General features: G+C 73.0%; 13 protein-coding genes and 1 riboswitch. Of the genes, 7 read left to right on the forward strand and 6 right to left on the reverse strand.

The features are described from left to right. Positions 1-10 precede the first annotated feature (10 nt). The 3 genes from ACFY4A_RS03160 to ACFY4A_RS03170 all read right to left on the reverse strand — a co-directional run bounded on the left by ACFY4A_RS03160 (position 11) and on the right by ACFY4A_RS03170 (position 3,417). Positions 11-691, reverse strand: coding sequence for a response regulator (locus ACFY4A_RS03160; RefSeq protein WP_390827710.1), 681 nt, complete (start codon positions 689-691; stop codon positions 11-13). Next, positions 688-2,364, reverse strand: a complete 1,677-nt coding sequence (locus ACFY4A_RS03165) for an ATP-binding protein (RefSeq protein ID WP_390827711.1) — start codon at positions 2,362-2,364, stop codon at positions 688-690. The genes ACFY4A_RS03160 and ACFY4A_RS03165 overlap by 4 nt, the downstream gene beginning before the upstream one ends. A 96-nt stretch (positions 2,365-2,460) precedes the next feature. Further along, positions 2,461-3,417, reverse strand: coding sequence for a sucrase ferredoxin (locus ACFY4A_RS03170; RefSeq protein ID WP_390827712.1), 957 nt, complete (start codon positions 3,415-3,417; stop codon positions 2,461-2,463). Between the two features lie 189 nt (positions 3,418-3,606). On the opposite strand from ACFY4A_RS03170, the gene ACFY4A_RS03175 reads away from it, so the two are divergent. After that, on the forward strand, positions 3,607-4,737 hold the full coding sequence (locus ACFY4A_RS03175) for a CobW family GTP-binding protein (RefSeq protein WP_390827713.1): 1,131 nt from the start codon (positions 3,607-3,609) through the stop codon (positions 4,735-4,737). Between the two features lie 146 nt (positions 4,738-4,883). On the opposite strand, the gene ACFY4A_RS03180 is transcribed toward ACFY4A_RS03175, so the two are convergent. Further along, on the reverse strand, positions 4,884-7,340 hold the full coding sequence (locus ACFY4A_RS03180; RefSeq protein WP_390827714.1) for a DNA topoisomerase (ATP-hydrolyzing) subunit A: 2,457 nt from the start codon (positions 7,338-7,340) through the stop codon (positions 4,884-4,886). Positions 7,341-7,724: 384 nt separating this feature from the next. Between ACFY4A_RS03180 and ACFY4A_RS03185 the strand changes: the two genes are divergently transcribed. From ACFY4A_RS03185 to ACFY4A_RS03195, 3 genes are all read left to right on the forward strand, one after another. Beyond that, a complete protein-coding gene (locus tag ACFY4A_RS03185) occupies positions 7,725-9,098 on the forward strand; it encodes a M16 family metallopeptidase (protein WP_390827715.1) in 1,374 nt (457 codons plus the stop codon). Next, complete coding sequence (locus ACFY4A_RS03190; protein WP_390827716.1) at positions 9,095-10,483, forward strand: M16 family metallopeptidase; 1,389 nt, start codon at positions 9,095-9,097, stop codon at positions 10,481-10,483. Before ACFY4A_RS03185 ends, ACFY4A_RS03190 begins: the two co-directional genes overlap by 4 nt. 221 nt (positions 10,484-10,704) lie before the next feature. Further along, a riboswitch (cyclic di-AMP (ydaO/yuaA leader) is annotated at positions 10,705-10,865 on the forward strand. Between the two features lie 12 nt (positions 10,866-10,877). Then, entirely contained in the window at positions 10,878-11,633 is a 756-nt protein-coding gene (locus tag ACFY4A_RS03195; RefSeq protein ID WP_390827717.1) for a M23 family metallopeptidase, read from the forward strand. Between the two features lie 196 nt (positions 11,634-11,829). Here the strand turns inward: ACFY4A_RS03195 and ACFY4A_RS03200 are convergent, their stop codons facing one another. After that, positions 11,830-12,111 (reverse strand): HPr family phosphocarrier protein, encoded by a 282-nt coding sequence (locus tag ACFY4A_RS03200; protein WP_100570667.1) that lies wholly within the window; start codon positions 12,109-12,111, stop codon positions 11,830-11,832. A 175-nt stretch (positions 12,112-12,286) separates the two neighbouring features. On the opposite strand from ACFY4A_RS03200, the gene ACFY4A_RS03205 reads away from it, so the two are divergent. After that, positions 12,287-15,568 carry a GNAT family N-acetyltransferase gene (locus ACFY4A_RS03205; RefSeq protein WP_390827718.1) on the forward strand — a complete coding sequence of 1,094 codons (3,282 nt, stop codon included), beginning with the start codon at positions 12,287-12,289 and terminating at the stop codon, positions 15,566-15,568. Positions 15,569-15,673: 105 nt separating this feature from the next. Here ACFY4A_RS03205 and ACFY4A_RS03210 read toward each other — a convergent pair whose 3' ends face one another. Next, complete coding sequence (locus ACFY4A_RS03210; protein ID WP_390827719.1) at positions 15,674-16,693, reverse strand: Lrp/AsnC family transcriptional regulator; 1,020 nt, start codon at positions 16,691-16,693, stop codon at positions 15,674-15,676. A 111-nt stretch (positions 16,694-16,804) separates the two neighbouring features. Here ACFY4A_RS03210 and ACFY4A_RS03215 point away from each other — a divergent pair, with 111 nt between their 5' ends. Both ACFY4A_RS03215 and ACFY4A_RS03220 read left to right on the forward strand, forming a co-directional pair. Continuing rightward, positions 16,805-18,226, forward strand: coding sequence for an MFS transporter (locus ACFY4A_RS03215; protein ID WP_390827720.1), 1,422 nt, complete (start codon positions 16,805-16,807; stop codon positions 18,224-18,226). Then, positions 18,223-19,464 (forward strand): amidohydrolase, encoded by a 1,242-nt coding sequence (locus ACFY4A_RS03220; RefSeq protein ID WP_390827721.1) that lies wholly within the window; start codon positions 18,223-18,225, stop codon positions 19,462-19,464. The genes ACFY4A_RS03215 and ACFY4A_RS03220 overlap by 4 nt, the downstream gene beginning before the upstream one ends. Positions 19,465-19,602 lie beyond the last annotated feature (138 nt).

The following is a 19,602-nucleotide window of genomic DNA, read 5'->3' on the forward strand; positions in this document are numbered from 1 at the left end:
AGCCGTGGCCTCAGGCGCGGGCCGCCCACACGTAACGGTGTTCCGGGCGGCCCGCGCCGCCGTACTTCAGCGTCAGCCGGGCCCGTCCGGTGCGTTCCAGGAGCTTCAGACAGCGCTGGGCGGTCTGCCGGCTCACCCCGGTCCGTTCGGCGACCTCCTGGGCCGACAGGGGCCCATCGGCCCGCATCAGGGTCCGGCGGACGAGTTCGGCGGTGACGGGGGAGTGCCCTTTGGGCAGTCCGGGTTCCGGCGGTGCCGACAGCGCCCCGAAGAGCCGGTCGACCTCGGCCTGTTCGGCCTCCCCGCCGCCGTCCAGGGCGCGGCGCAGCGCCGCGTACGCCTCCAGTCTGGACCGCAGCCCGGCGAAGGTGAACGGCTTGACCAGGTACTGCAGCGCACCGTTCCGCATCGCCGCCTGCACGGTCGACACGTCCCGGGCCGCCGTCACCATGATCACGTCGGTCCGGTGGCCGCGACCGCGCATCTCCCGCACGACCGACAGGCCCGTGTCGTCGGGCAGGTAGTGGTCCATGAGGACCAGGTCGAGGCGCGGCAGCGTCTCGAGCCGGTGCAGCGCCTCGGCCGCGCTGTGCGCCTCACCGGCGACGCGGAAGCCCGGCACCTTCTCCACGTAGGCGGCGTTGACCCGCGCGACCCGGGCGTCGTCGTCCACGATCAGGACCTCGATCACCGTTCCTCCTCCTCGCCGGTCCCGGTGGCGGGGCCGAGGGCGGGTGCCGGCGCGGGCTCCGCCTCGGCGAGCGCCTCGGGCAGTACGACCGTGAACTCCGCGCCGCCGCCGTGCGCCTCGCCCACCGTGACGGTTCCGCCCTGCCGCTCGGCGAGCCTGCGCACCAGGGACAGGCCGATGCCGCGTCTGCCGTGCGCCGGCGGCTGCTTGGTGGACCACCCCTCCGTGAAGATCAGATCACGCCGGCCCGCCGGGACCCCGGGCCCGGTGTCGCGCACCCGGAGCACGGCGGTACGTCCCTCCGCGCGCAGTTCGACCTCCACGCGCGCGTGTGGGGTCGCCGCGACGGCGTCGAGCGCGTTGTCGACCAGGTTGCCGACGACTGTCACCAGCCCCCTGGGGTCGACGAGCCGGTCCGGCAGGTGCGTGCGGTCCGACAGCCACAGCGCGACCCCGCGCTCGGCCGCGACGGTCGCCTTGCCGACCAGCAGGGCGGCGAGCAGCGGGTCCTGGATCTTCTCGGTGATCTGCTCGGCGGTGGCCCGGTGGTCGCCGACCACCTCTCCGACGAACTCCACGGCGTCGTCGTACATCTCCAACTCCAGCAGCCCGAGCAGTGTGTGCATGCGGTTGGCGTGCTCGTGGTCCTGGGCGCGCAGGGCGTCGATCAGGCCGCGCGTCGAGTCCAGCTCCCGGCCCAGCTCCTCCAGTTCGGTGCGGTCGCGCAGGGTGGCGACGGCGCCCCCGTCGTCGGTCGGCATCCGGTTGGCGACCAGGACGCGCTGCCCGCGCACGGTGAGCAGGTCCGTGCCCGTCACCCGCCCCGCCAGGACGTCGGTCGTACGGCCCTCCCCGAGCGCCTCGTCGAGCGACCGGCCGACCGCCGCGTCGCCGACACCGAGCAGCCGCTGTGCCTCGTCGTTGAGCAGCCGGATCCGCCCGCCGCGGTTCAGGGCCACGACCCCCTCCCGGATGCCGTGCAGCATGGCCTCGCGCTCGGCGAGCAGGGCCGCGATGTCCGAGAAGGCCAGGTCCCTCGTCTGCCGCTGGACCCGCCGGGAGACCAGCCACGCGGCCAGCGCGCCCACGGCCAGCGCGCCGCCGGCGTAGGCGAACAGACCGGGGATGGCGTCGATCAGCTTGGCCCGCACGCTGTCGTAGGCGATGCCGACCGAGACCGCGCCCACGATGCGGTGGTCGTCGTCGTACAGGGGCACCTTGCCGCGTGCCGAGCGCCCCAGAGTGCCGGTGTCGATCTCCATGACCTTGCGGCCGGCCAGGGCCGTTCTGGGATCCGTCGACACGTGCCGGCCGACCTGCTCCGGATCCGTGTGCGACCAGCGTGTGCCCCGCATGTCCATCACCACGACGTACTCGGCGCCGGTCGCCTTCCGGATCCGCTCCGCCTCCTGCTGCACGGGACCGTCGACGCTCGGGGCGGTGTGCTGGAGATCCTGCGCGATCTGCCGGTTCTCGGCGGTGGCCTCGGCGATGGCGAGTGCCCGGCGCATCGCCTGCTCGTCCAGCTGGTGGCTCAGCGGCGCGAGGAACAGGCCCGTCGCGAGTACGGCGACTCCCGCGGCGATCGCCAGCTGCATCAACAACACCTGCGAGAAGACGCGTCGCGGCAGGCCCAGCCGCCGCCGGCGGCGTGCGGGAGGAGAGGCGCTCATGACCATGACAGTACGTCGGGACGTGGTGGCTGCTTGCGGAGTGTGGCGCGGATCTCCCGCCGCGCGCGTCGGTGGTCGGCCCCGGCCGGTGAGCCGTCAGCCGGTTGGCCGCGCGGTCGCCGGCTCGCGGACGGCGACCACCTCCATGCGCGCCGGCCCGCCCAGCAGCGAGGCGCCGCAGCTCTCCGGGCGCGGCGGCGGGGCGGCCCCCTGGGCCACGGTCACGTGCCACCGGCGTCCGTCGGCATGGGCGACGGTGACCTCCCAGCACGGCGCCCAGCCGTCGGTGCGCAACTCGTCGGTGCGCACGACGCTCAGCGCGTCCGCGCGGTACTCGCCCGCCGTCTCCCGCACCGCCAGTTCGGCGGCCTGTCCCGGCCGCTCCCAGGCCGTGCGGCCCCGGCAGCCCTCGAGGACCACCCGGCCCTCGTGCACACCGTGCAGGACCTCCTTGACGACGTGGGCCTCGGCCCGGCCGTACGCGTATCCGAACGGCAGCACGAGCAGCGTCGGCGCGAAGCGGTGGCCGCCCAGGTGCGTGACCTCCCAGACGTCCTGGACCCCGGAGGCGGTGAGTTCGGCCGCGAGGGGGCGGCCGAGCAGGGCGCAGCACTGGTCCCGCTTGCCGTTGGTGCACACCAGCGCGAGCGGATCACCTGTGTGGGGCCCGCCCTGGAGTGCGGCGTCGAAAGTGTGCTGGTCGCCCTTGCCCAGGGCGGCGAAGTCCAGGGACAGCAGGGCTTCCGGGTCGGCGGTCATGGCGCTGTGCAGCCATACGTTCCCGGGAACGGTGTGGGCCGCGTACACATGCCGTACGGACTGGGTGCGGCGGTCGGCGTGCCGCCCCGGACGGCGGATGAGCGCGATACGGACGCCGGTGCCCTGAGTCGCGCGCTCCAGCGCACGCCCGAGCGTCGGGTCCAGGTGGCTCGAAGTGAGTGCCTTGGCACCCCAGGGACCGGGCTGTTCCAGCAGCAGCCATGTCGTCGCCGTGGCCGCGGTGGCGGCCATCGGCTCGTCGAGCTGCCGGGAGGCGGTCGAGCACGTACTCACGCAGGTGAGCCTAACCTGACTCGGGCCGGAGCGGCTCGCAGCCGTCGGAGTGATCTCCTCCGGGTGCCGCCGCAACGGCGGTTCCGGCAGCCGTGACGCGCACGGCTCGTATCCTTGACCGGCATTCCATCCTCGTGCGCGCACCGGGCCGTGAGCCGGTGCGCGCATCGGCGTGAGAGAGGTCGCACGGTGAGTCAGCCGAGCCGGTACCCGAGCCCGAGTCGCAGCGCGGCGCAGATCCCGGTCGTGGTGCTCGCCGGATTTCTCGGCTCGGGCAAGACCACGCTCCTCAACCACCTGCTGCACCGCAGCGGCGGCAGCCGCATCGGCGCGATCGTCAACGACTTCGGGGCCGTCGAGATCGACGCCATGGCGGTGGCGGGAGCCCTCGGGGACTCCACCGTCTCCCTCGGCAACGGGTGCCTGTGCTGCGCGGTCGACGCCAGTGAGCTCGACGTGTACCTCGACCGGCTGACGAGCCCGGCCGCCGGCATCGACGTCGTCGTCATCGAGGCCAGCGGACTCGCCGAACCCCAGGAACTCGTCCGCATGGTGCTGGCCAGCGAGAACTCCCGGGTCGTCTACGGCGGGCTCGTCGAGGTCGTCGACGCCGCCGAGTTCGGCGACACCCGCGCGAGGCACCCCGAGATCGACCGGCATCTCGCGCTCGCCGACCTCGTCGTCGTCAACAAGACCGACCGGGCCGCCGACGGCGAGAAGGTGCTCGAACTCGTACGGTCCCTGGTCGACGGGGCCGCCGTCGTCCCGGCCTCGTACGGCCGGGTGGACCCCGAGTTCCTCTTCGACTGCCGGCCGAGCGAGGAGCGGGTCGGGCAGCTCTCCTTCGACGACGTGCACGTGCCCGACGCGGACGACGCGCACGACCACCACGCCGGGCATCTGCACGCCGGCTACGACAGCCTCTCCTTCGTCTCCGACGTGCCGCTCGATCCCCGCCGGCTGATGCGGTTCCTGGACAGCCGCCCCGACGGTCTCTACCGGATCAAGGGATACGTCGGCTTCGGCCCGCACGACCCGCGCAACCGCTACGCCGTGCACGCCGTCGGGCGCTTCCTGCGCTTCTACCCCGAGCCCTGGCCGGACGGCGAGCCCCGCCTCACCCAGCTCGTGCTCATCGGCTCCGGCATCGACGCGGGCGCCCTCGGCAAGGAACTGGAGGCGTGCAAGCAGGACGCTCCGCACGCCGACGAGCACGGCATGTGGGGCGTCCTGCGCTACGTCCGGGACCCCGAGGGACACGACCCCGAGGGACACGACCCCGAGGACCCGGACCCGACGGGCTCGGACCCGACGGACTAGGCCCTCCCGGGCTCGGACCCGACGGACTCGGGCCTCCCGGACTCGGGCCTCCCGGGCTCGGACCCGACGGACTCGGGCCTCCCGGGCTCGGACCCGACGGACTCGGGCCTCCCGGATCCGGGCCCGGACCCGGCAAAACCCTCGGCCTAGGCGGGCCCGGCGACCACCGCCACCGTCTTCGGCAGCGACACGCCCGAGCCGTCGCGGCGCGGGTCGACCTCCGGGAGCTCGGCCGGGCTGCCGTTCTTCTGGGCGGCCAGGGCCGGGGTGGGGCCCGCCCAGGCGAAGGCCAGGCAGTCCTCGCCCTTCAGGAACCGCTGGCAGCGGACGCCGCCGGTGGCACGGCCCTTGCGCGGGTACTGGTCGAACGGCGTGACCTTGCCCGTCGTCTGCACGGAGTCGTCCAGCGTGCCGCGCGAGCCGGCGACGGTGAAGACGATCGCGTCCGCGGCCGGGTCGACGGCCGTGAACGAGATGACCTTGGCGCCCTCGGTGAGCTTGATGCCGGCCATGCCTCCGGCCGGGCGGCCCTGCGGGCGGACCTGGGACGCCTGGTAGCGCAGGAGCTGGGCGTCGTCCGTGATGAAGACCAGGTCCTCCTTACCGGTGCGCAGCTCGGCCGCGCCGACGATCCGGTCACCCTCCTTGAGCGTGATGACCTCCAACTCCTCCTTGTTGGAGGGGTAGTCGGGGACGACCCGCTTGACGACACCCTGTTCGGTGCCGAGCGCCAGGCCCGGCGACGACTCGTCCAGCGTGGTCAGGCAGACCACGGTCTCGTCGTCCTCCAGGGAGACGAACTCCGCCAGCGGCGCGCCGCCGGAGAGGTTCGGCGCCGTCGTCGTCTCCGGCAACTGGGGCAGGTCGACGACGTTCACGCGGAGCAGGCGGCCCGCCGACGTCACCACGCCCACCTCGCCCCGGGCGGTCGCCGGCACCGCCGAGACGATCACGTCGTGCTTGTGCCGCTTGCCGTCCGCGCCCCGCGGGAACGGGTCGCCGTTCGCCGTGCGGGCCATCAGGCCGGTGGAGGACAGCAGGACGCGGCACGGGTCGTCCGCCACCTGCAACGGCACCACGGCGGCCGGGGCGTCGCTCGCCTCCAGCAGCATCGTGCGCCGCGCAGTGCCGAACTTCTTGGCGACCGCGGCCAGTTCGGCCGAGACCAGCTTGCGCAGCTCCGCGTCGGACTCCAGGATCCGGGTCAGCTCCTCGATCTCCGCGACGAGCTTGTCCTTCTCCGCCTCCAGCTCGATGCGGTCGTACTTCGTCAGTCGGCGCAGCGGGGTGTCGAGGATGTACTGGGTCTGGACCTCGCTCAGTGAGAAGCGCCGCATCAGGCGCTCCTTGGCCTGCGCGGAGTTCTCGCTGGAGCGGATCAGACGGATGACCTCGTCGATGTCCACCAGGGCGGTGAGCAGGCCCTCGACCAGGTGCAGCCGGTCGCGCCGCTTGCTCCGGCGGTACTCGCTGCGGCGCCGTACGACGTCGAAGCGGTGGTCGAGGTAGACCTCCAGCAGCTCCTTCAGACCGAGCGTGAGGGGCTGGCCGTCGACGAGGGCGACGTTGTTGATGCCGAAGGACTCCTCCATCGGCGTCAGCTTGTAGAGCTGCTCCAGGACGGCCTCCGGCACGAAGCCGTTCTTGATCTCGATGACCAGGCGCAGTCCGTGCTCGCGGTCGGTGAGGTCCTTGACGTCGGCGATCCCCTGGACCTTCTTGGAACCGACCAGGTCCTTGATCTTCGCGATCACCTTCTCCGGGCCGACGGAGAAGGGCAGCTCGGTGACGACCAGCCCCTTGCGGCGGGCTGTCACGGTCTCCACCGAGACCGTCGCGCGCATCTTGAAGGTGCCGCGGCCCGTCTCGTAGGCGTCCCTGATACCGGACAGGCCGACGATCCGGCCGCCGGTGGGCAGGTCCGGGCCCGGGACGTGCCGCATCAGGGCGTCCAGGTCCGCGTTCGGGTGGCGGATCAGGTGGCGGGCGGCCGCGATGACCTCGGTGAGGTTGTGCGGGGGCATGTTCGTGGCCATGCCGACGGCGATGCCTGAGGAGCCGTTCACCAGCAGGTTCGGGAACGCGGCCGGCAGGGCCACCGGCTCCTGCTCCTGGCCGTCGTAGTTGGGGGCGAAGTCGACGGTGTCCTCGTCGATGGACTCCGTCATCAGGCCCGTGGCCTCGGCCATCCGGCACTCGGTGTACCGCATGGCGGCCGGCGGGTCGTCGTTGCCCAGTGAGCCGAAGTTGCCGTGGCCGTCGACGAGGGGGACACGCATCGAGAAGGGCTGGGTCAGGCGCACCAGGGCGTCGTAGATCGACGCGTCGCCGTGCGGGTGCAGCTTGCCCATGACCTCGCCGACGACGCGGGCGCACTTCACGTAGCCGCGGTCGGGGCGCAGCCCCATCTCGTTCATCTGGTAGACGATGCGGCGGTGCACCGGCTTGAGTCCGTCCCGGGCGTCCGGCAGCGCGCGGGAGTAGATGACCGAGTACGCGTACTCGAGGAAGGAGCCCTGCATCTCGTCGACGACGTCGATGTCGAGGATCCGCTCCTCGTACGAGTCGTCGGGCGGCGGGGTCTTCGTGCTGCGGCGGGCCATCGCTGCCGGCTCCTTGCTGAAGCGTGACGGGATCTGACGCCGACCATTGTGGACCGCGCGACTGACAACCCGGACCACGCCCCGTCCTCACAGGGCACGTTCCGCGCTCTCGTCCCGCCTCCGGGGCACCCTCTCGCCGTCCGCTGCAGCGCCCTTGCCCGTCCGGACGCGGGCCGTGGCCCGTGATGGCAGTGGTGCTTCTGTGGCAGGTGCGAAGTCCGTTCGCGTCCCGGCCCCGGTGCCGCCGTGGTGCGTGGCTTTCCGTCTCGCTCTCGGCGTACGGGTCGTGGGAACTTCGCCAGGGGTCCGCACGCTTGCATACAGTGGCAGGACCGGCAGGAAACGGGCGGTTCGCAGACCGCCACCGCGATCGAAGGGACGTACATGCCCATGGGTCACACGGCAGCAGCCGAGGCAGGCTCCGGCGGCCTGACAGCGACCGAGCACCGCCTGGCCAACGGCCTGCGCGTGGTGCTCTCCGAGGACCACCTGACCCCGGTCGCGGCGGTGTGCCTCTGGTACGACGTCGGCTCGCGCCACGAGGTCAAGGGGCGCACCGGCCTGGCTCACCTTTTCGAGCACCTGATGTTCCAGGGCTCCGCCCAGGTCAAGGGCAACGGCCACTTCGAGCTGGTGCAGGGCGCGGGCGGCTCGCTCAACGGCACCACCAGCTTCGAGCGCACCAACTACTTCGAGACCATGCCCGCCCACCAGCTGGAGCTCGCCCTCTGGCTGGAGGCCGATCGCATGGGCTCCCTGCTCGCGGCGCTGGACGACGAGTCCATGGAGAACCAGCGGGACGTCGTCAAGAACGAGCGCCGCCAGCGCTACGACAACGTCCCCTACGGCACCGCCTTCGAGCGGCTGACCGCCCTCGCCTACCCGGAGGGCCACCCGTTCCACCACACGCCGATCGGGTCGATGGCGGACCTGGACGCGGCCACCCTGGAGGACGCGCGAGCGTTCTTCCGCACGTACTACGCGCCGAACAACGCCGTCCTGTCGGTCGTCGGCGACATCGACCCTGAGCAGACGCTCGCCTGGATCGAGAAGTACTTCGGCTCCATCCCGTCCCACGACGGCAAGTCCGAGCCGCGCGACGGCTCCCTGCCCGAGGTCATCGGCGAGCAGCTGCGCGAGGTCGTCGAGGAGGAGGTCCCGGCCCGCGCCCTGATGGCCGCCTACCGGCTCCCGCACGACGGCACGCGCGCGTGTGACGCGGCCGACCTGGCGCTCACCATCCTCGGCGGCGGCGAGTCCTCCCGGCTCTACAACCGGCTGGTGCGCCGCGACCGTACGGCCGTCGCGGCCGGCTTCGGCCTGCTGCGGCTGGCCGGCGCGCCCTCCCTGGGCTGGCTGGACGTGAAGACCTCCGGCGACGTCGAGGTCCCCGTCATCGAGTCGGCCATCGACGAGGAGCTCGTCCGGTTCGCCGAACAGGGCCCGACGGCCGAGGAGATGGAGCGCGCCCAGGCCCAGCTGGAGCGCGAGTGGCTGGACCGCCTCGGCACGGTCGCCGGCCGGGCGGACGAACTGTGCCGCTACGCCGTCCTGTTCGGCGACCCGCAGCTCGCCCTGACCGCCGTCAAGCGCGTCCTGGAGGTGACGCCCGAGGAGGTCCAGGAGGTCGCCAAGTCCCGCCTGCGCCCCGACAACCGCGCGGTGCTCGTCTACGAGCCGACCGCCGCCGACGTGCAGGACGACGCCCAGGACGCGGACGCCGCGGCCACCGACGACACCGAGGAGGCGGCGAAGTGACCGAGCTCGCCACGATGGAGTTCCACCCCCGGCCCAGGGCCGGCGAGGCCAAGCCGTGGGCGTTCCCCGCGCCCGAGCGCGGGACGCTGGACAACGGCCTGACGGTGCTGCGCTGTCACCGCCCCGGCCAGCAGGTCGTCGCCGTCGAGGTGCTGCTGGACGCGCCCCTGGACGCGGAGCCGGCCGGCCTGGACGGCGTCGCCACGATCATGGCGCGAGCCTTCTCCGAGGGCACCGACAAGCACTCCGCCGAGGAGTTCGCCGCCGAGTTGGAGCGCGCGGGGGCCACCCTCGACTCGCACGCCGACCACCCCGGCGTACGGCTGAGCCTGGAGGTCCCGGCCTCCCGCCTGGCCAAGGGGCTCGGCCTGCTGTCCGACGCCCTCAGGGCGCCCGCGTTCGCCGACTCCGAGGTGGAGCGCCTGGTGCGCAACCGGCTCGACGAGATCCCGCACGAGCTGGCCAACCCCGCCCGCCGCGCCGCCAAGGAGCTGTCCAAGGAGCTCTTCCCGGCCGACTCGCGCATGTCGCGTCCGCGCCAGGGCACCGAGGAGACGGTCGGCACCATCGACTCGGCGGCCGTCCGCGCCTTCTACGACCGGCATGTGCGCCCGGCCACGGCCACCGCCGTGGTCGTCGGCGACCTCACCGGCGTCGACCTCGACCAGCTGCTGGGCCGGACCCTGGGCGCCTGGACCGGCTCCCCCGCCAAGCCGCGGCCCGTGCCGCCGGTGACCGCCGACGACACCGGCCGCGTGGTCATCGTGGACCGGCCCGGAGCCGTCCAGACGCAGCTGCTCATCGGCCGGATCGGCCCCGACCGGCACGACCGCGTGTGGCCCGCCCAGGTGCTCGGCACCTACTGCCTCGGCGGCACCCTCACCTCCCGCCTGGACCGCGTCCTGCGCGAGGAGAAGGGCTACACCTACGGGGTGCGGGCGTTCGGCCAGGTATTGCGGTCGGCCCCCGACGGGTCGGGCGCCGCGATGCTCGCCATCAGCGGCTCGGTCGACACCCCGAACACCGGCCCGGCGCTGGACGACCTGTTCACGGTGCTGCGCAAGCTCGCCGCGGAGGGCCTCACCGACGCCGAGCGGGACGTCGCCGTGCAGAACCTCGTCGGCGTGGCGCCGCTGAAGTACGAGACGGCCGCCGCCGTGGCCGGCACGCTGGCCGACCAGGTCGAGCAGCACCTGCCCGACGACTACCAGGCGACGCTCTATCAGCAGCTCGCCGCGACCGGCACGGTCGAGGCCACCGCGGCCGTCGTCAACGCCTTCCCGGTGGACCGGCTGGTGACGGTCCTGGTCGGTGACGCGGCGCAGATCAAGGAGCCCGTCGAGGCCCTGGGCGTCGGCCGGGTCACCGTCGTCACGGCCGAGTAGAGGCACCTCGTCGCCGCCGCAGCGCGGCGACCGGCACACGCGCGTGGGGCCCTGGTGACCGAAGCGTCACCAGGGCCCCTTGATGTCCGGATTGAGGGGGAGGCTGCCTGTCTGCCCTGTGGTATGCGCTACAAAACTTCTGATCCGTTTGGGAATCGAAAGCGGCCCCGTCTAGCGTCGGTCCGGCTGTTCGTCAGGCAGTGCGCCGCGTCCGCGGCACCGGACAGTCATCGCCGAGTCCCCGTACGGCGCGAGCCAGGGGAGCCGGGGACCCACCGTCCCTGGGGTGAATCGGACACCCGCGCGCGACGCGAGGGGGCCGTAGGAGACCTTCCTGCTCCGAACCCGTCAGCTAACCCGGTAGGCGACAGGGAAGGAAAGGACCCACGTCTCCATGGCGTTCACCCGCGCCACCGGGAAGCACCGCCGGCCGAGCCGGACGCACCGCACCACCGCCCGCGCGGCGGGCGTCGCGGCCCTGGCCACCACCGGTGTCATCGGCACCCTCGCCGCCCCGGCCCTCGCCGCGGACGCTCCCGCCCCCGAGGACACCGGCCTCACCCCGGTCGTCACCATCGGCGACAGCGTCGCCGAGAAGATCGACGCCCAGGCCGTCGCCCAGCACAGGGCCGCCGCGCGCAAGCAGGCCGCGCAGGCCGCGCGCAAGCAGGCCGCGGAGCGCGCGGAGAAGGAGCGCGAGGCCAGGGCCCGCGCCGCCCGCGAGGCCGAGCGCAAGCGCCTCAACGCCTTCGTGACGCCGATCGTCGACTCCTACATATCGACCGGCTACCGGACCGGCGGCTCCCTGTGGTCCTCCGGCACCCATACCGGTATCGACTTCCACGCCGCGAGCGGCACCCCCGTCCACGCGGTCGGCATCGGCACCGTCGTCGACGCCGGCTGGGGCGGGGCGTACGGCAACCAGGTCGTGATCAGGATGGCCGACGGCATGTACACCCAGTACGGGCACCTGTCGTCCCTCGGGGTCTCGGTGGGTCAGCAGGTCGTCCCGGGCCAGCAGATCGGCCTGTCCGGCGCGACCGGCAACGTCACCGGACCGCACCTGCACTTCGAGGCCCGTACGTCCCCGGACTACGGCTCCGACGTCGATCCCGTGGCCTACCTCCGCAAGCACGGCATCGACGTCTGACCCCCTGCGCCGGGGCGCAGCCCGGCGCGTCACGCGACACCCCCGAGGCCCCGGCTCCCGAGCCGGGGCTCCGGTGTTCCTCGCCGGTGTTCCCTTCCGGTGTCGCCCTCCGGTGTTCCGGGGACCCGCCGGGCACGGCGAAGCCGTGCCACCCCGTCCGGGTGGCACGGCTTCGGCGCTGGACCGGTCCTGCCGGTCAGACCGTCTCGGGAAGCTCCTCGAGCCCCTCGGCGACCAGCTTGGCCAGCCGGTCCAGCGCGGCGTCCGCGCCGTCGGCGTCGGAGGCCAGCACGACCTCCTCGCCGCCCTCGGCGCCGAGGCCGAGCACGGCCAGCATGGAGGCCGCGTTGACGGGCGTGCCGTCGGCCTTGGCGATCGTCACGGGGATGCCTGCGGCCGTGGCGGCCCGGACGAAGATGGAGGCGGGGCGGGCATGGAGACCCTCGGCCCAGCCGACGTTGACGCGGCGCTCAGCCATGTGTTGCTGCCCTTCGGGTGATCGGGGTTGTCTAGACCAGTTTTCCACACGTGGAGCGACCCGGAGCGGGCGTGTGCTCCGCTCCGGGTGGCGTCGGACCGCGGCCTCGGTCCGATGTGTGTCCTCCACAGACTGCCTCGCGCCGCTGTCGGACGCGAGCCGTACGCTGGGGCCCATGCAGACGTCGCCGGACCGGCACGAGTACCCCGCCCATTGGGAGGCCGACGTGGTGCTGCGCGACGGCGGCACCGCACGGATCCGCCCCATCACCGCCGATGACGCCGGCCGTCTGGTCAGCTTCTACGAGCAGGTGTCGGACGAGTCCAAGTATTACCGCTTCTTCGCGCCCTACCCGCGTCTGTCCGCGAAGGACGTCCACCGCTTCACGCACCACGACTTCGTGGATCGGGTGGGACTCGCGGCCACGGTCGGCGGCGAGTTCATCGCCACCGTACGCTACGACCGCATCGGTGCGGACGGCATGCCCGCCTCGGCGCCCTCCGACGAGGCCGAGGTCGCCTTCCTGGTGCAGGACGCCCACCAGGGACGCGGGGTCGCCTCGGCGCTCCTGGAGCACATCGCGGCCGTCGCCCGCGAACGCGGCATCCGCCGCTTCACCGCCGAGGTGCTTCCGGCCAACAACAAGATGATCAAGGTGTTCACGGACGCCGGGTACACCCAGAAGCGCAGCTTCGAGGACGGCGTCGTACGCCTGGAGTTCGACATCGAGCCGACCGACCGCTCGCTGGCCGTGCAGCGTGCACGGGAGCAGCGGGCCGAGGCGCGATCAGTACGGCGGCTCCTGGTGCCCGGCTCGGTTGCCGTGATCGGAGTGGGCCGCACGCGCGGCGGCGTGGGCCGCAGCATCCTCGACAACATCCGCGACGCCGGGTTCACGGGCCGGCTCCACGCGGTGAACCGGGCCTTCGGCGAGGACTGCGAGGAGATCGACGGGGTGCCCGCCCACCGCTCTGTGCGGGACATCGACGGGCCCGTGGACCTCGCCGTCGTCGCCGTGCCGGCCGAGCACGTCCCGGACGCCGTCGCCGAGTGCGGCGAGCACGGGGTGCAGGGGCTCGTCGTGATCTCCGCGGGCTACGCGGAGAGCGGTCCCGAAGGTCGCGAGCGGCAGCGTGCCCTCGTGCGGCAGGCGCGCACGTACGGCATGCGGATCATCGGGCCCAACACCTTCGGGATCATCAACACCTCGCCGGCCGTCCGGCTGAACGCCTCCCTCGCCCCCGAGATGCCCCGGCCCGGCCGCATCGGGCTGTTCGCCCAGTCCGGGGCCATCGGCATCGCGCTGCTGTCCCGGCTGCACCGGCGCGGCGGCGGGGTCACCGGGGTCACGGGCGTGTCGACCTTCGTGTCGGCCGGCAACAGGGCGGACGTCTCCGGCAACGACGTCATGCAGTTCTGGTACGACGACCCCGACACCGACGTGGCCCTGATGTACCTGGAGTCCATCGGCAACCCGCGCAAGTTCACCCGCCTGGCCCGGCGCACGGCGGCGGTGAAGCCGCTGGTCGTGGTGCAGAGCGCGGGCTCCGCCCCGCAGGGGCACACGGTACGGGCGACGCGGTTGCCGCACGCCACGGTGTCCGCGCTGCTGCGGCAGGCCGGAGTGATCCGGGTCGACACCATCACCGAGCTGGTCGACACCGGCCTGCTGCTCGCCCGGCAGCCGCTGCCCCCCGGACCGCGAGTGGCGATCCTCGGCAACTCCGAGTCGCTGGGAGTGCTGACCTACGACCGCTGTCTCGCGGAGGGGCTGCGCCCCCAGCCGCCGCGGGACCTGACGACGGGGGCGTCGGCGGAGGACTTCCGGGTCGCGCTGTCCCGCGCGCTGGCCGACGAGACCACCGACGCGGTGGTCGTCACGCTGATACCGGCGCTGGGGGAGGGGGCCGCCGAGGACACGGCCCTGGCCGAGGCGCTGCGTTCGGCCGCGCAGGAGGTCTCCGGCAAGCCGGTCCTGGTCGTCCACGTCGAGTTCGGCGGACTGGCGGAGGCCCTGTCCGCCGCCACCAGCACCGCACCCCCACCCGGCCCGGGCCCCCAGCCAGGAGCGACCCCCCTGCTGCCACCCCCCACGACACCTCGGTCCGCATCGGCCTTTCCGGCGGGCCCGGGTCACCAGGCGGGTGCGGCCTCCCCGGTGGGTCCGGGTCACTTGTCGGGCGGGGCTTCCCAGGCGGTTCCGGGCCCTGAGTACGGCACGGGACCGCAGGTGGGCGCGGGCCCCCGGCCGGGGGCGAGCCACCAGGCCGGCCCGGGTTCCCCGGTCGAGCCGAATCCCGAGACCGGCACCGGCCCGAAGGCAGTCACAGGACCCGGACGAGGTCCGGGTCACGCCCCCGGTACGGGGCACCCTCCCGGTCCGGGTCACGCCGGCGTTCCTGGCCACGCCCCCGGTCCTGACCATGCCCCCGGCGCGGGCCAGGCATCGGGTCCGGGCCAGGCTCCCGCCGCGGGATCGCAGCCCGGCCCCCGGTGGTCGTCCTCCGGCGTGTCCGAAAGGGGCGCGGCCGCAGGCGCAGGCCCCGGGCTCGGGGCGTCGGCAGGTTCAGGTGCCGAGCCGACCCGCACCGGACCGCGTCTGATCACCGCCTATCCCGCCGCCGAACGTGCCGTCCGGGCCCTCGCCGAAGCGGTCCGGTACGGCCAGTGGCGGAGGGAGGCCGCGGACCCGGGCAAGGTGCCGGAGTACGAGGACATCGACGAGAAGGGCGCCGCCACGTTCATCGGCGGACTGCTGGAGCGCGGGCAGGGCCTCACGCTCGGCACGGAGGAGACCTGCGAGCTGCTGGGCCGGTACGGCATCCACGTGCGCCGGGCCCTGCCCGCCCCCACCCCCGACGCCGCCGCGGCAGCCGCCCGCGCCCTCGGCTACCCCGTCGCCCTGAAGGCCACCGCCCCGCACCTGCGGCACCGCGCCGATCTGGGCGGCGTACGGCTGGACCTCACCGACGAGGAGCAACTCCGCTGGTCCTACGCCGAGTTGACCGACCTCTTCGGCAAGCCCCAGGAGCTGCGGCCGGTGGTGCAGGCGATGGCGCCCAGAGGGGTCGACACCGTCGTGCGCGCGGTCATCGACCCGGCGGCCGGCGCGGTGCTCTCCTTCGGGCTCGCCGGGGTCGCCTCCCAACTGCTCGGGGACATGGCGCACCGGCTGGTCCCGGTCACCGACCGAGAGGCCACCTCCCTGATCCGCTCCATCCGCACGGCCCCCCTGCTCTTCGGCTGGCGCGGCTCGGCCCCGGTCGACACGCGCGCGTTGCAGGAGCTGCTGCTGCGCGTGTCACGGCTGGTCCACGACCACCCCGAGGTGGTCGCCGTCACCCTGGAGCCGGTCGTCGTCGCCGCGCGCGGGCTGAGCGTCCTCGACGCCTCCGTGCGCCTGGCACCCCCGCCCGCCCGCGACGACCTCGGCCCGCGCACGCTCCCGGTGTACTGAGCAACCTCGCCCGCGCGGTGGATCGGCCACCAGGGTCCGGCTTCAGGGGGAACCGCCGGTCAACCGTGTGCCTCTCCCGCAACCGTCCGCGGACCGGTGCACGCCCTACCAGGGCCGTATGGGCTGCGTTCCCGTGCGCCGTCCGTCCCCGTCGAGCAGGTGCCCCATCCGCTTGACCGTCCGCACTCCGACGATCCGGTCGACGACCGTGAGGGAGGGGAGCCGGGCGCACATCGCCGTCTCGCGGCGCTGGATCTCCCCGATGCCGCGCAGCCAGAACGTGGCGAGGACGTTCGTGGTCCCGGTGACGGCGGCGACGAGACGGCATTCGGGCAGCGTGGCCAGCGTTCGGTGCAGGGTGTTCAGATCGCGGGTGGGAACCTGGCCGCGAAAGGTGACCGACACGGGCAGTCCGGTCAGGTGCGGGGCCATGTCGCAGCGGAAGACGATCATCTCGGAGTCGGTGAGCCGGTGCACCCTGCGGCGGACGGTCGCGGCGCTGGTGCCGGTGCGCTCGGCGAGCGCGGCGAGTCCCAGACGGCCGTCGCGGACCAGGGCATCGAGGAGAGCACGGTCGAGGCGGTCCGGTTCGACGGAGGAACCCGCCGCGCGGGCACCGGCACCGGGAAGGCCGAGCGCGCTCAGTTGCGCGGTGTCGAGGGAGTGCAGCCGCCAACGGCTGCCCTCGGTGTAGAGCGAGGTGGCGAAGAGGCACTCCACCGCGCTCACCTCGGGGAGTCCGGCGAGGCGTTCCGTGAGGGAGTGTGTCAGCAAGGCCACGTCCGGGACGAGCACGTCCAGCAGGAGATCCGCGGTGCCGGGCGCGGTGAGCTCGACGGTGACGACCTCCTCGAAAGCGGACACCTGTTCGGCCAGTCGCAGCCGTGCGCCCGGGTGGCAGCGCAGCAGCACGAACGCGGCGCAACGGGTGCGCGAGAACGCGCGGCCCGGCGCCGCGTACACCCAGGCGAGCCCTTCCGCGGTCAGCCGCTCCCAACGCCGCGCGAGCGTGCTCGCGGTCACCCCCAGCAGGGGTGCCAGTTCCGACCAGGACGCCCGGGGTTGCAACTGCAGCGCGTGTACGAGAGCGAGGTCCAGCTCGCTCGGAATGCTCGTTTCCCGCATCGGGCACGGCCTCCCAGCACGATTTCCACGAAGTTCCGGGTCGATTCGACCGGCGCCCGCACAGTAGCCCCCACGTCGGGTTCCAGCCACCAAGAAGAGGTGAGAACAACAGTGACCAGAGGCATCGACTCCGGCCGCGGACTGCTCGCGACCATGACGGTGATCGTGGTGTGCAGTGGCGTCGTGCAGGGGTACCTGACCCCGCTCCTGCCGAAAGTCGGCCATCACGTCGGCATCGGCAGCGTAGGTCAGAACAACCTCTACCTTCTGTCCCAGGTCGCGTTCGCGGTGATGACGCCACTGCTGTCGCGACTGGGCGACATCCACGGGCACCGCAGGCTCCTGCGTGCCTGTGTGGGGATGGTGGCGGGCGGTTCCTTGCTGATAGCGGTGTGGCCGACGACCGCGACCCTCGCCTTCGGCATGGCCCTGCAGGGAGCCGTCGTCGGCTTCTTTCCGCTGCTCGCGGGAATTCTGCGGTCCCGCGCACCGGAGCACGGACGGGTCGGAATGTCGGTCCTGGTCGGCGCGCTGCTCATATCGATCGGCGTCGGAGGCCTCGTCGCGGGCGCGCTCAGCGAGGGACACGCCGTCGCCGGCCTGTGGACGGCCGTGCCGCTCGGCGCACTCGCGGTGACCGCCGCCCTGGTCCTGCCGGACAGCACCGCTCCGCGCGGCGGGGACTTCAACTTCCGGGCGGCGACGCTGCTCACCCTGGGCCTGGTGGCACTCGTCCTCGTTCTGGCCCAGGGCGAAACCTGGGGCTGGGTGTCGTCCGAATCCCTGGTCACCGGCGTCCTCGCGGTACTCCTGCTGGTGGTCTGGGTGATGGTCGAGCGGCGGTCCACGCATCCTCTGGTCAACGTGCGGCTCCTGCGCGATCCACGCCTGGCGGTGGTCAGCGCCCACACCTTCTGCGCCGCCTTCGGCACCATCGGGTTCCTGGGCGCGAACGCCGTGTTCCTCGGGACCGACCCGGACGGGACGGGTTACGGCATGGGCCTGGGATCGCAGGCCATCGCGTTCGTCTCCCTCGCCATGGTCGTCGCCGGATGCCTCGGGTCCACGGCGACCCCGCGACTGGCACGGCGTATCGGCGACCGCGCGGTGCTCGGCGCGGTGGGCGTCATCGGCGCGGCGGGCTTTCTCTCCTTGATCGTCTTTCACGGATCCCTGTCCCAGTACCTCGTCGGCGCCCTTGTCGTGGGTCTGGCCACCGGCATGTTCGAGTCGATCACGCGCACCCTGTCGGCGGAGGTCGTCGCCGAGGCCGAGACCGCGATCTCCGTCGGCCTCAACGAACTGGCACTCTCCCTCGGCGCGGCCATCGGAGCGGCCGTGATCGGCGCGCTGTTCGCCGGCCACCAACTGGCCGACGGCCACATCGCGCTCACGGGCTACCTGTGGTCCTGGGGGGTGTGCGCCGGTGTCGCCCTGCTGGGCGCGGCGCTGGGCCTGGCCTTCCGTGGTGTGCCCCCCGCCGGGATCGGTCGAGCGGGTCAGCCCCTCGAACAGAGTGGAGAGCGGGCATGAGGCGAGCGCGGCAGGGAACGCACCGGCAGGAGATACGGGAACGGGCGGTGGCCGAGGCGGCCGAAGCCGTCCGCGGCCGGCGGGAACGCCTCGTCGCCCTGAGTCACAGCCTGCACGACGAGCCGGAGACGGCTCTGCAGGAGCACAAGTCGGCCGCCAAGATCGCCGGCCTCCTCGACGATGCCGGCTTCACCGTCACCCAGGGCGTCGCGAACCTGCCCACCGCGGTGGTCGCCACCCACGGCACCGGCGACCTGGTCGTGGCCCTGTGCGCGGAGTACGACGCGCTGCCGGGCATCGGACACGCCTGCGGCCACAACGTGAACGGGGCCTTGGCGGTCGGCGCCGCGCTCGGCCTCGCGGCCGTCGCGGACCAGCTCGGCATCACGGTGAAGCTCGTCGGCACGCCGGCGGAGGAGGACATCGGCGGCAAGGTGCTGCTCCTCGAAGCCGGAGTCTTCGACGACGTGGCGGCGGCCATGATGGCGCACGCGGCGGCGCAGGACACCGTCGGCGCCTCGTCGCTGGCCGTCGGCGCCTGGGACGTCACCTACCGGGGGAGGCCCTCCCACGCCGCTCTGGCCCCCTGGGAGGGAGTCAACGCGCTCGACGCGATGACGCTCGCGCACACGGCGATCGGCCTGCTGCGCCAGCAACTCCCGCCCGGCACCCTGGTGCACGGCGTCGTCTCCGAGGCCGGGCAGGCCGTGAACGTGATACCGGCACTCGCCCGGGCCCGCTACGAGCTGCGGGCCCCCACGTCCGAGCAGCTCGCGTACGCCCGGCGCCGGGTCCGGTCCTGCTTCGAGGCGGGCGCCCTCGCGACGGGCGCGGAACTCGAACTCGTCCCGCACGGCCACGACTTCGCCGATCTGCGACAGGACGCCTTCATGACGGAGTCCTACGTGCGGGCGCTCGGGGAGCTGGGCCGCACCCCGTCGCCGCAGCACGGTGAACTGATGGCCTCGACCGACATGGGCAACATCTCCCACGTGGTGCCGACGATCCACCCGACCATCGGGTACGACACCGGGGGCGCGAAACAGCACACGGCCGAGTTCGCCCGGTACGGCAAGAGCCAAGGTGCCGACCGGGCGGTCATCGACGGGGCGACGGCCCTCGCACACGTAGGGGTGGAACTGGCCACCGACGTCGTGCAGCGACGCAGGCTCCTGGACGGTGTCGCCGACCGCCGCCTCCGTCCCGGTGGTTCGGCCGCCGCTCGACCACCTTGCTGAAAGCGTTCGTATCACTCTCCGTGCAGGCCTGCCGGCCGCGTGGCCGGCAGGCCCCCCGCATGTCTTCGCCCGGTGCGGCACGTGCGTGACGGCCCTGCTGTCCGGGCGGACCGGGTTGCCCTTGACTGGCCCGGACCG

It is taken from the genome of Streptomyces sp. NPDC001292, from assembly GCF_042896465.1.
GTDB lineage: Bacteria > Actinomycetota > Actinomycetes > Streptomycetales > Streptomycetaceae > Streptomyces.

What these genes read in the sequence shown, in the direction of transcription:
- ACFY4A_RS03165 (WP_390827711.1), bottom strand. Translation starts at nt 2,364, where the DNA reads ATGAGCGCCTCTCCTCCCGCACGCCGCCGGCGGCGGCTGGGCCTGCCG.
- ACFY4A_RS03180 (WP_390827714.1), bottom strand. Translation starts at nt 7,340, where the DNA reads ATGGCCCGCCGCAGCACGAAGACCCCGCCGCCCGACGACTCGTACGAG.
- ACFY4A_RS03185 (WP_390827715.1), top strand. Translation starts at nt 7,725, where the DNA reads ATGCCCATGGGTCACACGGCAGCAGCCGAGGCAGGCTCCGGCGGCCTG.
- ACFY4A_RS03195 (WP_390827717.1), top strand. Translation starts at nt 10,878, where the DNA reads ATGGCGTTCACCCGCGCCACCGGGAAGCACCGCCGGCCGAGCCGGACG.
- ACFY4A_RS03200 (WP_100570667.1), bottom strand. Translation starts at nt 12,111, where the DNA reads ATGGCTGAGCGCCGCGTCAACGTCGGCTGGGCCGAGGGTCTCCATGCC.
- ACFY4A_RS03205 (WP_390827718.1), top strand. Translation starts at nt 12,287, where the DNA reads ATGCAGACGTCGCCGGACCGGCACGAGTACCCCGCCCATTGGGAGGCC.
- ACFY4A_RS03210 (WP_390827719.1), bottom strand. Translation starts at nt 16,693, where the DNA reads ATGCGGGAAACGAGCATTCCGAGCGAGCTGGACCTCGCTCTCGTACAC.
- ACFY4A_RS03220 (WP_390827721.1), top strand. Translation starts at nt 18,223, where the DNA reads ATGAGGCGAGCGCGGCAGGGAACGCACCGGCAGGAGATACGGGAACGG.